General features: G+C 67.7%; 13 protein-coding genes. 4 read left to right on the plus strand and 9 right to left on the minus strand.

Annotated features, from left to right (window positions below):
- Positions 1-3: 3 nt before the first annotated feature.
- The gene (locus ACFSVL_RS15770) at positions 4-1,104 is read left to right on the plus strand and encodes an alpha/beta hydrolase (protein ID WP_378304759.1); all 1,101 of its coding nucleotides are present in this window, start codon (positions 4-6) and stop codon (positions 1,102-1,104) included.
- Here the strand turns inward: ACFSVL_RS15770 and ACFSVL_RS15775 are convergent.
- The 3 genes from ACFSVL_RS15775 to ACFSVL_RS15785 are packed head-to-tail and all read right to left on the minus strand — an operon-like array spanning position 1,062 to position 3,497.
- A complete protein-coding gene (locus ACFSVL_RS15775; protein ID WP_378304760.1) occupies positions 1,062-1,400 on the minus strand; it encodes an AQJ64_40280 family protein in 339 nt (112 codons plus the stop codon). The two genes, ACFSVL_RS15770 and ACFSVL_RS15775, sit on opposite strands and share 43 nt — an antisense overlap.
- 40 nt (positions 1,401-1,440) lie before the next feature.
- Complete coding sequence (locus ACFSVL_RS15780; RefSeq protein WP_378304762.1) at positions 1,441-1,773, minus strand: putative quinol monooxygenase; 333 nt, start codon at positions 1,771-1,773, stop codon at positions 1,441-1,443.
- Positions 1,774-1,790: 17 nt separating this feature from the next.
- Positions 1,791-3,497 carry a CocE/NonD family hydrolase gene (locus tag ACFSVL_RS15785; protein ID WP_378304764.1) on the minus strand — a complete coding sequence of 569 codons (1,707 nt, stop codon included), beginning with the start codon at positions 3,495-3,497 and terminating at the stop codon, positions 1,791-1,793.
- Positions 3,498-3,592: 95 nt separating this feature from the next.
- On the opposite strand from ACFSVL_RS15785, the gene ACFSVL_RS15790 reads away from it, so the two are divergent.
- Positions 3,593-4,486: an NADP-dependent oxidoreductase gene (locus ACFSVL_RS15790; protein WP_378304766.1), complete on the plus strand. Its 894-nt coding sequence runs from the start codon at positions 3,593-3,595 to the stop codon at positions 4,484-4,486.
- A 115-nt stretch (positions 4,487-4,601) separates the two neighbouring features.
- On the opposite strand, the gene ACFSVL_RS15795 is transcribed toward ACFSVL_RS15790, so the two are convergent.
- From ACFSVL_RS15795 to ACFSVL_RS15820, 6 genes are all read right to left on the minus strand, one after another.
- Positions 4,602-5,564, minus strand: coding sequence for an AfsR/SARP family transcriptional regulator (locus tag ACFSVL_RS15795; protein ID WP_378304768.1), 963 nt, complete (start codon positions 5,562-5,564; stop codon positions 4,602-4,604).
- Positions 5,565-5,639: 75 nt separating this feature from the next.
- A complete protein-coding gene (locus tag ACFSVL_RS15800; RefSeq protein WP_378304770.1) occupies positions 5,640-6,296 on the minus strand; it encodes a LuxR C-terminal-related transcriptional regulator in 657 nt (218 codons plus the stop codon).
- A gap of 987 nt (positions 6,297-7,283) precedes the next feature.
- On the minus strand, positions 7,284-8,006 hold the full coding sequence (locus tag ACFSVL_RS15805; protein ID WP_378304772.1) for a HemK2/MTQ2 family protein methyltransferase: 723 nt from the start codon (positions 8,004-8,006) through the stop codon (positions 7,284-7,286).
- A gap of 51 nt (positions 8,007-8,057) precedes the next feature.
- Positions 8,058-9,116, minus strand: a complete 1,059-nt coding sequence (locus tag ACFSVL_RS15810) for a methyltransferase (RefSeq protein WP_378304774.1) — start codon at positions 9,114-9,116, stop codon at positions 8,058-8,060.
- Positions 9,117-9,148: 32 nt separating this feature from the next.
- The gene (gene dapC / locus ACFSVL_RS15815) at positions 9,149-10,237 is read right to left on the minus strand and encodes a succinyldiaminopimelate transaminase (protein ID WP_378304776.1); all 1,089 of its coding nucleotides are present in this window, start codon (positions 10,235-10,237) and stop codon (positions 9,149-9,151) included.
- Between the two features lie 151 nt (positions 10,238-10,388).
- Entirely contained in the window at positions 10,389-12,059 is a 1,671-nt protein-coding gene (locus ACFSVL_RS15820) for an MDR family MFS transporter (protein ID WP_378304778.1), read from the minus strand.
- A 214-nt stretch (positions 12,060-12,273) separates the two neighbouring features.
- Here ACFSVL_RS15820 and ACFSVL_RS15825 point away from each other — a divergent pair, with 214 nt between their 5' ends.
- Complete coding sequence (locus ACFSVL_RS15825) at positions 12,274-12,747, plus strand: MarR family winged helix-turn-helix transcriptional regulator (RefSeq protein WP_378304780.1); 474 nt, start codon at positions 12,274-12,276, stop codon at positions 12,745-12,747.
- Positions 12,748-12,899: 152 nt separating this feature from the next.
- The gene (locus tag ACFSVL_RS15830; RefSeq protein WP_378304781.1) at positions 12,900-13,733 is read left to right on the plus strand and encodes an SRPBCC family protein; all 834 of its coding nucleotides are present in this window, start codon (positions 12,900-12,902) and stop codon (positions 13,731-13,733) included.
- The last annotated feature ends 21 nt before the right edge of the window (positions 13,734-13,754 follow it).

A 13,754-nucleotide genomic window follows, 5' to 3' on the forward strand; every position in this document is an offset into this window, starting at 1 on the left:
ACCATGAGACCGTTGCTTACGCGTACGCGCGCCCTGGTGTCCGCCGCCGCGGCGGTGCTGGCCGTCGCCTTCACCGGCCCCGCCGCGCACGCCGACCCTGCCGTCCCGCCGACCTTGACCGACGGCTACGGCCTCACCCAGGTCGGGACGGCTCAGGGCACTGCCACCAACTTCGTTCTCACCGTGACGACTCCGGCGGTCGCGGGACAGCACCACATCCGCGTCATCGTCCCGAGCAGCTACTACACCGACACCAGCACGCGCTACCCGGTGTTCTACTTCCTGCACGGGGTCGGGGACGATCCGAGCAACCCGCATCTGGCGTACCCCGCGATGCTGGCCAGCCAGAAAGTGATCACCGTGGTGCCGGACGGCGGGCTGCGCGGCTGGTACACCGACTGGGTCCGGCAGGACACCGCGGCCGGGGCGCAGAACTGGGAAACCTTCCATCTCAACCAGGTGATCCCGTTTATCGACGCCAACTTCCGCACCGTCGCGGCCAAGTCCGGCCGGGCGGTCGGCGGGCTTTCCATGGGCGGCTTCGGGGCTTTGCACTACGCCGAGGACCGGCCCGAGTTGTTCAGCCAAGCCGTTTCGCTGTCCGGCGCGATCGACTTCAACCTGTACTGGGTCCGCACGGCGATCCGCGGCACGCTGTCCAATGTCGGCTTCGCCATGTCGGGTACTTCGGGCTCCGGCGAGGGGACCGGTGGCAGCGGGTTCGGCCCGGCCGTGCCGACCGACTCCGCCTTCGGGCCGCTCAACGAGGCCGGCGACATGTCCGCGGCGCTGGCACACGGCCCGGTCGTGAACGCGGGGAAGCTCGCCGGTGTCGGCGTTTCGCTCTACACCGGTGCGGGTGACGGCAACCCGATCAACGTCGTGCTGGACGAACCGGCGTTCGCCGAGTCGGTCACCGAGGTCGCACAGAAGAACATGAAAGCGGCTCTCGACAAGGCCGGACATCCTTACTACGCCGTGGATTACGGCAACGGTAAGGCGTGGGGGCCGAACTGTCAGGGCAAGCACACGGCTGGTTGCTGGGGGCAGGATTTGGTGGATTACCTGCCGCGGCTGGAGCAGGCTTTCGCTGCTGCCGGGTAGGAAGTGCCCAGAACCTGGCGCACGGTCAGGCCCGGCAACGGCGGCAGCATCGCCCAGTGGGTGACGTGCTCCTTGCCGGGCCGGCCGTGCGGCAGGCGGACGACGAGGTCGGAGTCGACGAAGCAGTCGCGGTATTCGGTCCCGTCCGCCGCGACGTAATGTGCCGCGAAACGCATCGGGAGCACGATCCAGAATGCCTCGCCGGCCGGATAGGTGCCCGACGTTGCCGCAGCTACCGGAATACCGTCCTCCGGCAGCCTTTCGCGTGCATCCACCCACTCGACCGTTGCGTCCACATTCGCTCCCGTGCTCTGTCGGAAGCGCCATTGTCTCGTGCTAGAGGCTCAGCCGGCCAGTGTGGTCCGAGACCGCCAGCTCAGCCGGGCGCAGCTCGACTGTTTCCGGTGCGCCGTCGAGCAATTCGAGCAGCTTCGGCAGGTACGTGGTCAGCACGCCGGTGTTGTGCGCGTCGAGGGCCGCTCGCGTCGGGTACTTCTCGACTACTGTCACGCGCAACGGCTCCGAATCGGGTTCGACGTAAAAGGCGTACCGCAGCGTTTCCGGCTCAGTGCGCAGCACTTCGGGCACCAGTTCGGAAAACAGCGCGAGCAGTTCGGTACCGAGCCCCGGCTTGGCCTGGAGACGGGCGAGGACAACGATTTCGGGCAAGGAAAGCTCCTGACTGGTCATGCGCCGAGCACCGGAAGGCGCAGCGTGGAAGGGGACTTTTCGTTGTGGTGCAGGGTGTGCTGCGCGACGACCGCCTCGTCGAGGGTGCCGAACTCCGGCACTGTGCGAGTGTGCAGATTGCGGCTGTAGCGCGGGAAACTGAACCCGGCGACCTGGATCCGGATGCGATGGCCGGGGTCGAATCGGTGGGCGACGTCGTGGAGAGTGACCGTTATCCGGCTGGGCTTTTCGGGGTCGAGCCAGTCCGTGTCGCCGCCGTTGCGGTAGCGGGCTCGTTGCGCGCCTTCGGCAACGTTGAGCGCGAAACCGTCGGGTTCGACGTCCACCAGCGTGACGCACACATCCGCGTCCGGTGCGGTGCTGGTGACGAAGGCGATCAGCTCTGCTTGTCCGGCGATCGTCACCGCCTCGGTCAGCGGAGCGCTGGTGTAGACGAGCACGTCCTCGCGTCCGTCGACTGTACGCTGATCCTGAATTCCGCCTGGCACGGCGGCGGAATCTCCCTCGAACGCGATCACCCCGCCGTGCGTGGGAAACGGGTCGTGCGGGTCCGCAGTGAAGGTGTCGGAGCCGTGGCCGCCGTCGCGGGTCAGCTTGCCGGAGGAGAGCGTCCATTCCTCGACAGTCGAGGCCGGCGGCCACGCGGGTGCGTGCGCCCAGGTATTCGACCCGCCGACGAAATAGCTGACCCGTTCGGACAGATAAGGCGCGGCAGCCGGGTAATCCGAGCCGTCGCCGCCGCGGAGATGCCGGTCGAAGAACGCGGCTAGCACTGGGCTCCACGTCGGCACCCCGGCCGCCGCGTTCGGCAGCACTCGCGCGCCGACGTCGCCGAACGCGCTGTAAGTGCCCGCGTGCGTCCACGGTCCGGCGATCAGGCTCGCCTGCGGATTGCCCGCCAGCCGGGCGGCGAGCCGGAACTGGGTGGGGCTGGTGAAGTCCCGGTACCCGCTGATCTGCAGGAACGGAATGCCGACCCGCTCCGGTTCGGTGAGCAGGGTGGGCCGGTCCCAGAACGGATCGTGCGGCGAACGCAGCCAATCCGCCCAGAACGGCGCGACCCGGCGGTCGGCCAGCGGGGCGATCCGGTCCAGCGGCAACTGGCTCACCGCGGCGCGCCGATCCGCGAAGGCCTCGTTGAGCGACTTGCGCACCTGCTCCCGTTCGGCGGTGCTCAACGAGGTGTGGTCCAGACCTTCCTGCGCCATTTCGAGGGCGTACAGGGTCAGAAAGCCCAACTCGAACAGCCCGCCCGGGCGCGCGGTGTGCCGCATGTCGGCAGTCCCGATCAGCCCGACCGCGGCCTTGAGCCGCGGATTCCGCGCGGCGACCGCCTGCAGCACCGTCATGCCCAGGTACGACGAGCCGTAAATCCCGATATTGCCGTCGCTCCAAGGCTGTTCCGCGGCCCAGTCGACGACGTCGGAGGAGTCGTTGTACTCCTGCGTGACGAAGTCGAACTGGCCGCCGGACCCGAACCGCCCGCGGCTGTCCTGGACCAGCACCGCGAAGCCCTGCCGGGCCAGCCACACCGGATCGGCGACGAGCCCGGAAACGCGGAACACGCCCGCGCGGTCGTAAGGGGTGCGGTGCAGCAGCACGGGCCAGCGGCCGTCCTCGGCCGGCCGGTACAGATCGCCGACGAGGGTGACGCCGTCGCGGGTCGTCATTTCGATGCCAGCGTCGATGCGGGGGTGATGCACGGTGAACTCCCATTCGGATGAGCGCTGTGCTCGCTGCGGCCGACCGTAGCACTAACGGTTGCAAAACACTAACCGTTGTTGTTACGTTCGGCGGCATGAAAGCAGTGCGCTTCGCCGAATACGGCGGCCCCGACGTCCTTCACCTGGCAGAAGTGCCCGAACCGCACGCCGGCCCTGGCCAAATCCGCGTCGCCGTGCGCGCGGCGGGGGTGAACCCGCACGACTGGCGGACCCGGGAAGGCCAGTTCCGGCGGATCCGCCCGATCGAACTGCCCGCCGGCGTCGGGCAGGACGCGTCCGGCGTCGTCGACGAGGTGGGCGAGGGCGTCACCGGGATCGCGGTCGGCGACGAGGTGCTGGGCCGAGGCTCGAACACCTACGCCGAGTTCGCCGTCCTGTCGTCCTGGGCGCCGTTGCCCGCCGGGCTGAGCTTCGCCGAAGCGGCCGGGTACCCGTCGGTGGTCGAGACCGCGCTCCGGACCATCCGGCTCTCCGGTGTCCACTCTGGACAGACGTTGCTGGTGAGCGGCGCGGCGGGCGGTGTCGGATCCGCGGTCCTGCAGATCGCTCGCGACAAGGGAATCAAGGTGATCGGCACCGCCGGGCCTTCGAATCAGGAGTATGTGCGAAGCCTGGGCGCGCTCGCGACCACGTACGACGAGGGATGGGTCGAACGGGTGCGGCGGCTGGGCAAGGTCGACGCTGCCCTGGATCTCAACGGCGCGGGCGTGATCCGCGGGCTCCTCGACCTGACCGGAGACCCGGACAAGGTGCTCACCATCGCCGACCTGGAGGCGCCCATGCTCGGCATCCGATTCGCCGGGGTGGGCGGCACCATGCCGGAGGCACTGGCCGAGGCGGTGCGCCTGATCGGGCTCGGAAAGCTCCACATCCCGGTCGACAAGTCCTACCCGCTGGCCGAAGCGCCGGCGGCGCACGCAGACAGCCAGGCCGGGCACACCCGCGGCCGCCGGGTGCTGCTGGTCTGACCCGCCGGTGATCGTCCTCGCCGCCCGGCGAGGGCGGTCACCTCGGTTTCCGAAGGCCTGCTTCGGTTTCTTGGTCCTGGCCCGCGAGATCTGGAGGCCGCGTCAGGCAGCCGATCTACTTCGGGCAAGCCTGCCGGAACTGCGGCTGCCGCCGGGGCACCGGTGCTTCGCGCCGTCCGGCCGCTCGTTGCCCGGGGACCGCGAGCGGCGAGTCGTCGCGCATTCCGTTCACCAGGATGTCCTGGTGGAGGCGTTGCAAAGCGATCGAAGGAGTCAACCCCAGTTCGTCGGCCAGCAGGGTCCGGACCTGGCGGTAGGCCTCGAGCGCCTCGTAGCGGCGGCCGCCCGCGTTCAGCGCCGTGATGAGCTGGCTGTGAAACCATTCGTTGAACGGGTGCAGCGCGACCAGCGTGCGCAGTTCGGACACCAGTTCCCGATGCCGGCCGAGCAGCATTTCCGCCTCGATGCGCAGCTCCAGCGCCATGAGCCGCTTGTCCTCCAGATGCGTGGCGAAGTTCTGCAGCAATTCCCCTTTTTCGACGTTGGCCAGCGCGGGCCCGGACCACAGCGAAAGCGCCCGCCGGGCACGGTTCGCGCATTCCTCCGGGCGGCCTGCCGCGCGGAAGCGCTGGGCCTCGCCGACCAGCTGATCGAAAAGCGTGACGTCCAGCTCGTTTTCCCCGCCGAAAACGTAGCCGGGGGGAATGGTCCGGATGACCAGCTCGCCCGCCTTGCGGCCGAGTTCGTTGATGAAGGTCTTCCGCATTTGGTAGATGTAGGTCTGCGCCGTCGTGACCGCGCTCCGCGGCGGGTTCTCCTGCCACAGTTCCTCGACGATCGTGTCGACCCCGACCACCTGTCTGGCGTGCATCAGCAAAAGCGCGAGGACGGGCCTGATCTTCGGCGCGTGCGGGGTGATGTCTCGCTCGTTGTGTATTAGCCGCAAGGGGCCTAATACTCTCGACTCCATTAAGCCGGCCTTTCCTGGGGGAGCATTGTGCCGTCGAATCGAGGCTAACGGCGGCGCGCGGGCACCGGCAAGGATGCCTTTCGGCGTACCACCGGGCGCGCCGGGCATGTCACTTTCGGGCCATTCGCCGGGGAAAAGAAGCGCTCCGGCCCGCGGCGGCGGACCGGAGCGCCGGGAACGCGATCACGCGACAGGCAAAACGAGCGTCGCTTTGTTCACCGCGTCGATCCGGGACACCGCACCCAGTTTCGCGAAGATGTTCCGCAGGTGCCGCTTGACGGTGCCCTCGGCGATGGATAACCTGATGGCGATCTGATTGTTGCTCAGTCCGGCCGAAACCTGTTCGAGGACTTCGAGTTCACGACGCGACAGCTGATTCGCCGGCGAGGCCGACAGCGATCCGGGATGGTCGCCGCGGGCGGCGAGGCTTTCCCTCGGCACCGACAGCACGAACCAGTCCTCGCGCGCGATGACCGAGCGGATCGCGATCACCAGTTCCTGTCTCGTGGTGTTCGTGGCCAGGCAGCCGTTCACGCCCATGGCCAGGATGTCGGCGGCGGGAAAGGGCTGCTCGGCCACGGTCAGGACGATGACCGGGCAGCCGGGATGCGCCGTGTGCAGCCGGTCGATGATGCCGGACAGCCCGCCCAGGTCCCGCAGGGACACCAGGACCACGTCCGGACGGCTTTGCGCAATGGCGGAAAATGCGGATTCTTCGTCCGCCGCGTCGCCGATGATCTGAATATCGTTTTCGATGGAGAGAACTTCTTGCAGCATTTCGCGGAAAAGTGTCTGTCTCTCGATCAGGAGCACCTTCGCGGTATCCAGGTCGAGTTTCACGGCCCACCCCCAGGGGCTCGGCTGCTGGCCTGCGACGATCGCCCAGGAATGGCCTGGCGGTCGGTCGCGGCCATGGCTAAGTCCGACCCAGTCAAGGGTAGCAGGCGAACAAGCCCTTCACTACCGCGGCAAGCGGGCGTACGGGTGTTTCGCTCGCCACCCCTGATCGAAGAAAAACTTATGATTGCGGCCAGCAGCATCACAGCGGACAGGAATTGCGGAGAGAATATTCCAACCCTGGGGGAACGGCGAAACGTCCCAGGCCGAACTTCCGCTCTGCCGGTATCCGGCCTGGCTTCGCGCTTGTCTCCGGTAATCGTGGGTGCTCGCGGTGCCGAGTGCGGTTCCTCGGTCGAAGTCCTCTCTCTCGGCGAGTTCGCCCGGAACACTCGGCATCCGGCGCGAATCCCGGCCACGGACAGCGGGGCTGGTGGTGACTTGTTCCCCCAGGCTGGTTTCGGAACACGGCCCGCCGGATTGTTTCCCGCGCGAGAGCGCTGGTTCCGGCGACGGCCTCGACGGTGGTCGCGGTCGAGGACACGATTGCCCTTCCGATGCCCGAACCCTAACAAACTCGACAAGACCTTGTCAAGGTTGCGGTCTTCCGATACCGTCTATATCGACAAGGTCTTGTCGATGACGGAGTGGGTGCCGGGGGTGGGGAAGGTGCGTACTTCGTTGCCAGGCAAGGCATTGGCGACGAAATCGCTCCTCGGCGGGCGGTCGCGCTGCTGGCGACCGGCGGTTGCGGAGGAGTGGTGCTCCTGGCCGGGTTCGTCTTCCCGCGGGAGCGGGAAAGACGCGCGCGACGGCTTCTCGGGTGCGAGAAAGCGGCTGTCCGGTAAGGAGAAAAGAGAAGGCGCGGTGGCGGCGGAGTGCGCCGGCGCCGGCCGAACCTGAGCCCCGCTACCCCCTCGGGGGCGCTTGTGCCCGGTCGCCCGTCGGGGAGACCGGGCACGAGCGTTGTGCCTGGTTTCCGTCGCTCGCCTACGACAGGCGGAAGACGAAGAAGTTGATGTCCAGGCCCTCGACGACCCGGCTGACCTGGGAGACGACTTCCTGCCGGAACCCCTCGGTGTCGATGAGCTGCTGCAGATAGGCGAGATCGCCGGCGTTGCTGAAGAAAATGATCATCCGGCCCTGCTTGGCCAAATACTGGCGCGCTTCGCGGAAAAATCTGGTCAATGCCTGGTAGTTCTCGTCCGAGGTGGCGGCTTCCAGCATGGTGTTCGGGGCGAACCACCGGAACGGCGGATTGAAGATGATCAGGTCGAAGGTGCCGTCGACATTGCTGAAAATATCGCTCTCGCGCACCTCGACGCGATCGTCGAGTCCGTTGCGGAGCGCGTTTTCGTGCGTCGTCTTCATCGAATGCGGGTTGATGTCGACGGCCAGGACGTCGGTCGCCTTGGTGGCGGCGATGACGGCGTTGACGCCGCATCCGGTTCCCATGTCCAGCACCCGGTCCGCGCGCTTGACCTCGGCCAGCACGGCTTCGCCGAGCAGTTTGGAGAGCGGGCCGATCCGCTTGACCTCCGGCGGCACCACGAAGGTCAGCCCGAACAGCGAGGTCGTCTCGATGTCCTCGGCCTTCGTGGTGTTCACCATGGCTTCGTGAAATTGCCGGATGCGTTCGGCGCGCTCGGGTGACATCAGCGGGCGGTAAGCGTCGGTGCTTGCTTCGCCGACGGCGTTCTGTGGGTCGCTCATGGCATGACGGTAAATGCCGGTAATCGAGGTCGATTCGAGTCGCGGTGGGGGTCAGCGCCGGGCGACGATCAGATTCCACGGCGACGGGGGACCGAACGCGGAACCGGCGGAGAATTCCGGGATCACCTGGTCGATCCGGAATCCCGCGCCGGTGAGGGCCGTGCGGAATTCCCGCTGCGAGCGCACCCGGCCGCCGAAGAGGGTGCGCAGGAAGAGATTGCGGAAAATGGACTCGTCGGAGGAGAGTTCCGTCGGCGAGCGGTCGGGGCCGAACCAGTCGATCACCAGCAGGGCGGTTCCTTCGGGGACAGCGCGATAGCAGTTCCGGAGAATCCGGCCGACCTCGTGGTCGCCCCAGTCGCAGAAGATGCTCTTGAGAAGGTACAGATCGCCGTCGGCGGGCACCTTTTCCAGGAAGCTGCCCGCGACGAATTCGATGCGCCGCGAGATCGTCGGCTCGATCGACGCCCGCGCCATCTCGATGACGCTGGGCGTCTCGTAAAGCAGCCCGTCCGGGCCAGGGGTGTGGTGCAGGATGCTGCTCAGCAGCACCCCCTTGCCGCCGCCGAGGTCGACGATCTTCCGGTGCCGGGAGAAATCGTAGGCGGCGAGCAGGCCCTCGACGCATCCGCCGGAGAGTTCCGTCATCACGTCCTGGAACGCTTCTCCCGCGGTCAGGTCCTCCTCGAAGTGCTGGTACAGGTTCCGGCCGGAGGGGCCGCGCGCCGGGGCGCCGCTGAGGACCAGGCTGGGCAGCTGTTCGTACATCCGGTTCGTTCCCGGCGCGGTCAGGAATTGCGCGAATTTGGCGTCGAAAGCGTTGAAGCGCAGCAGCCGTCCGCGTTCGGTCAGGCGGACCGTGTCGTCCTCGCCTGCCTGGACCAGGTCGAGGTTCGCGCACACCGAAAGGAAGCTGGACAGATTCACGGGGTCGGCCCCGAGCACGGCGCACAGCTCGCTGATCGACATCGGCCCGCCGTGGAGGACGTCGGCGATGCGGATTTCGACGAAGGTATTGATGATGTGGCCGGTGAAACTTCCGAACAGCTGTCCGTGAAGCTGGTAGCTCAGGTCAGTCAGCGGATCGTCTGACCAGTGTCTCTGCTGCATGGTTCCCCTGCCTGTCGTCAGTCAATGAGCGGTCATGCCGCGGTGAGCCGCTGGGCGGCGGCGTCGATGCGCTCGTCGGTCGCGGTGAACGCGACTCGCACGTGCTTGGCGCCCGCCCGGCCGTAGAATTCGCCTGGGGCGACGAGAATGCCGAGTTCGGCCAGTTCCTTGAGGGTGACCCAGCAGGATTGGCCGCGGGTCGCCCACAGGAAAAGCGAAGCCTCCGAGCAGTCGATCCGGAAGCCCGCCGACTCCAGCGCCGAACGCAGCACGGCACGCCGCCGCTGGTAGCGCGTGCGCTGGAGGTCCACATGGCTGTCGTCGCCGAGCGCGGCGATCATCGCGGCCTGCACCGGCGCCGGTACGACGTGTCCTGCCTGCCTTCGTACTGTGAGCAGCCTTTCGATCAGCTGCGGATCTCCGGTGGCGAAGCCCGCGCGGTACCCGGCCAGATTGGACCGTTTGGACAGCGAATGGACCGCGATCAGCCCCTCGTGGTCGTCCCCGCACACCTCGGGCGCGAGAATCGACGCCGGCTCGGTTGCCCAGCTGTGCTCGAGATAGCACTCGTCGTTGACCACAATGGACCCGCGTTCCCGCGCCCAGCAGACGATTTCCCGGAGCTTCGCGGCCGGAAGCACCCGGCCTTCCGGATTGGACGGCGAGTTGAGCCAGACGATCCGGGGCGGGCTTCCCGCGATCTCCATGGGCGTCGCGGCGACGACGGTCGAAGCGCCGGCGAGCCGCGCGCTGACCTCGTAGGTCGGAAAGGACAGCTCCGGCAGCGCGACCACGTCGCCGGGCCCGGTGCCCAGCATCGCGGGCAGCCAGGCGATCAGTTCCTTCGCGCCGGCCGCGGCGATGACGTGGGCGGGATCGACCGGGACCCGGTGCCTGCGCGCGAGCCAGTCCGCGGCCGCTTTCCGCAGCTCCGGGATGCCCTCGCACGGCGGGTAGCCCGGGGTGTCGGTCGTCGAGCGCAGTGCGTTTTGCACGACGTCCGGAACCGGGTCGACCGGCTCTCCGAGAGCGAGGTTGACGATTCCGTCCTCGTGTTCCGACGCTCGCTTGCGGTGTTCGGCAATGGCGTGCCATGGGAATGCGGGAAGGGTGCCGATCATGGCGCACACTCCGTTCCGCGAGCGTTCGGCGCGGCGAAAAATGGCATGGCGAAGTCCTCTCTTTTATCGGAGAGTTTTCCGGACATGGCTTCCTGGTGACTCCGTCCCGAACGTAGCCGCGGATGTTCGAGACGGAGTCGAGCGGAATGGGTCAGGCTTCCGCGCGCGAGGGCTCGGCTGCCTGCTTCTCGTGGTCCTCGATGCGCATTTCCTTGAGGAACCAGGTCATGCAGAAGCCGACCCAGAGCACGAAACTGGCGACCAGGAACATCGACTGGCAGCCCGCGGCGAACGAGTCCACCACCGGACGGGCCAGCTGCGGGTCGAGCTGGTGCAGGAACGAGGTGTCGTTCAGGTCGATGCCGGTGCCGTTCGCGTTCTGCGCGACTTCGTGCAGCTTGCTGTTGGCTGGCTTGCTCATCACGTCCGGGTCGCGCAGTGCCTGATGGAACGGATCGTTGCCGGTGGTGTCGCTGAACAGCGCGCCGACCCGGGCGGCGGTCACTGTGAACATGACGGTCAGCAGCGCGGAAACCCCGATGCTGGCGCCCAGCTGGCGGAACAGGCTCACCGACGCGTTCGCCACTCCCAGCTCGCTCTTGGGCGCGGCGTTCTGCACCGCCAGCATGATGGTCGTGATGGCGACGCCGATGCCGAGCCCGACCCACGCGACCAGGAGGATGGTCACCCACAGCGGGGTGTCGGGTCCGGTGAAGGACAGGCCGAGCAGTCCGCCCGCCATCGAGCCGAGCCCGGCCAGCGCGATCGGCTTGTACCGGCCGGTGGCCTTGATGACCGCGCCCGCGGTCCCCTGCGAGACGACCGCGCCCGCCATCAGCGGGATGATCAGCAGGCCGGCCGAGGTCGGGCTCATGCCCTGCACCAGTTGCAGGTACAGCGGAAGCGTCGTGACGGTGCCGAACATGCCCACGCCGATGGTGAAGGCGACCGCGAGGCACAGCGTGATGCCGCCCCGGCGGAACATGTGCAGCGGAAGGATCCCCTCCTCTCCCATGCGCCGCTCCTGCAGGACGAACAGCACGGTGCCCACGGCGGCGAGCGCGTACATCGTGATCGAGATGCCGGAACCCCAGCCCCAGGTCATGCCCTGTTCGGCGACGACGAGCAACGGGATGACGGCCAGCGCCAGCGTCGCGCCGCCCCAGTAGTCGATGCGGTGGTCGACTCGCTGATGCCGCAGCTTGAGCAGCTTGTACACGGTCAGCAGCGCGAGCAGGCCGAGCGGGACGTTGATGAGGAACGCCCAGCGCCAGCCGCTGATCCCGGCGATGGACGCGGTGCCGGCGAAGACGCCCCCGACGATCGGGCCGATCACGCTTGCCCCGACCCAGACCACGGTGGAGTAGGTGAAATAGCGGGCGCGATCGCGGATCGGCGCCATGTCGCCGATGATCGCGGTGGGCAGCGACATCAGCCCGGCCCCGCCGAGACCCTGGACGATCCGGGCGACGGCGAGCATCACCATCGAGGTGGACAGGGCGCAGCCGATGGAGCCGACGATGAAGACGGCGATCGCGACCAGGTACATCGGTTTTCGGCCGTAGATGTCGGACAGCTTGCCGTAGAGCGGCATCGCGATGGTCGAGGCGACCAGATATCCGGTGGTCGCCCACGCCTGCACGGTCTGCCCGTGCAGCTGGTCGGCGATGGTCCGCATGGCGGTGGACACGATCGTCTGGTCCAGCGCCCCCAGGAGGATGGCGAGGAGCAGGCCGGACAGCGCGGTGAGGATCTGCCGATGGGTGAATCCCCCGGAGTCCTCGCGCGCCGTGGCCTGTCCGGCTTGCGCGGAGTTCGTCATTGCTTGCCCAACTTCGTGTTCGAGGGCCGCGGCCCGTGCGTGGTTCCCGGTGCCGGTGCACCGGAGGGATCGACTCGAGCCCGTTCCGGTCGCCGCCGTCCGGTGGGCGGCTCCGGCAGATTGACAAGCCCTTGTCGTTTACGACGGTAGCGACCCCGGCGAAATCTGACAAGCCCTTGTCGATTTCTCGGGCCGGGGAGGCTAGAGTGTGGCCATGCACGGGCTCACGCCAGACGCACAGCTGCTCAACGACATCGCGGTCGAGGTCTTCGCGGTGAACGGCCGGTTCATCCGCACGGGTGACGCGGTCTCCGGGAAGGTCGGCCTGACCTCGGCGCGGTGGCAGGTGATGGGTCTGCTGCAGGACGGCCCGTCCCCGGTGGCCCACCTGGCCAGGGAGCGCGGGCTGCGCAGGCAGGCCGTGCAGCAGACGGTGGGCAGGCTGGAGGCCGAGGGGATGGTGGAGGTCGGGGCGAATCCGCGCGACCGCCGCGCGCCGCTGGTGCATCTGACCCCGCAGGGCAAGCAGGCGCTCGACGACCTCGACCCGATCGAACGGGAGTGGATGGAAGGGCTGGCCAAGCCGATTCCCAGCGCGGACCTCAAGGCGACGCTGCGGGTGCTGCGCGCGCTGCGCGGCCAGCTCGACGAGCAGCTGCAAGCGGCGGACGACGACGGGCACGCCTGAGGGATAAATCTCCGGCTTTTTTCCGCGGTAATTCGGCGCGCTTCTCCGCAGTGTGAAAATGGTCAGCCGCGCGAATTCTGCCGTGCGTTGAACGGCTCTTCGTAGACTTCCCGGCGTCATCCGGGTCCTCGTCCGCGAAGGGAAATGCCGCCGTGAAGAAGACGTTCACCACCGATGTCCGGATCGAGATCGCGGCCGCGGCCGGCCAGGTGCGGGCGGCCCTGCTGGACATGGCCGCGTGGCCGTCGGTCCACCGCCGGACCGTGCACGCGGAATACCGGGAAAGGCACGACCGCGAGGATCTTGTCGAGGTCTGGGCGGCCAATGGAGACGGTCTGGTCAATTCCCGGCTGATTCGCCGGAAGTGGGAACCGGGCTCGTCCCGGATCGAATTCGCCAGCGAAACCGACGACGCGCGGACCGGCAGATGGACAGTCGAGCCGCAACCGGACGGGACGACGCTGGTCGGCATGCTGCATGAGTTCGCTGTCGCCGAGGAGGACCTGCCGAAGACCGGTGCCCTCGTGACCGGTTTGGAACGCGGCAGCCGGGACTACCTCGGCACTCTCAAGCGGGCGGTGGAGAACCGCGCCGAGATCGCTCGGCTGACCACGACGGTCGAGACCTCGCAGTTTGTCGCGGGACCGGCTGGAGCGGTCTATGCGTTCCTGAGCCGCCGGGCGGCCGACGTCGGTCCGGCGATCGAAGGGGGAGCGCCCGGCCCGGTGCTGGCTCGGGTTCTCTTGCCGCCGAACGAAATCGCGTACAAACAGCTGCGGTTGCCGGACTCCGTCGAGGCGCATCTCGGCCGGTGGACGCTCACTGAGCACCGGGACGGCGTACTGGTTCGCGCCAGTCAGCTTGTGCGGCTCGCCCCGGGTGACCTGGACGCGGCCGGGATCGTGGCGGCGCAGGAGAAGCTGCGGGTGGCCCTTTCGGCGGAGCAGGCGGACCGGTTGCGCGCGGTCAAAGCCCACGTGGAGTGACGGATCGGGGCACGGTCTCGA

The sequence above is a fragment of the Amycolatopsis silviterrae genome (assembly GCF_042684085.1).
In the GTDB taxonomy this organism is placed as follows: domain Bacteria; phylum Actinomycetota; class Actinomycetes; order Mycobacteriales; family Pseudonocardiaceae; genus Amycolatopsis; species Amycolatopsis silviterrae.

Coding starts and splice junctions, on each gene's coding strand:
- ACFSVL_RS15820 (WP_378304778.1), bottom strand. CDS start 12,059: ATGACGAACTCCGCGCAAGCCGGACAGGCCACGGCGCGCGAGGACTCC.
- ACFSVL_RS15770 (WP_378304759.1), top strand. CDS start 4: ATGAGACCGTTGCTTACGCGTACGCGCGCCCTGGTGTCCGCCGCCGCG.
- ACFSVL_RS15810 (WP_378304774.1), bottom strand. CDS start 9,116: ATGCAGCAGAGACACTGGTCAGACGATCCGCTGACTGACCTGAGCTAC.
- ACFSVL_RS15805 (WP_378304772.1), bottom strand. CDS start 8,006: ATGAGCGACCCACAGAACGCCGTCGGCGAAGCAAGCACCGACGCTTAC.
- ACFSVL_RS15795 (WP_378304768.1), bottom strand. CDS start 5,564: ATGCCCGGCGCGCCCGGTGGTACGCCGAAAGGCATCCTTGCCGGTGCC.
- ACFSVL_RS15825 (WP_378304780.1), top strand. CDS start 12,274: ATGCACGGGCTCACGCCAGACGCACAGCTGCTCAACGACATCGCGGTC.
- ACFSVL_RS15790 (WP_378304766.1), top strand. CDS start 3,593: ATGAAAGCAGTGCGCTTCGCCGAATACGGCGGCCCCGACGTCCTTCAC.
- dapC (WP_378304776.1), bottom strand. CDS start 10,237: ATGATCGGCACCCTTCCCGCATTCCCATGGCACGCCATTGCCGAACAC.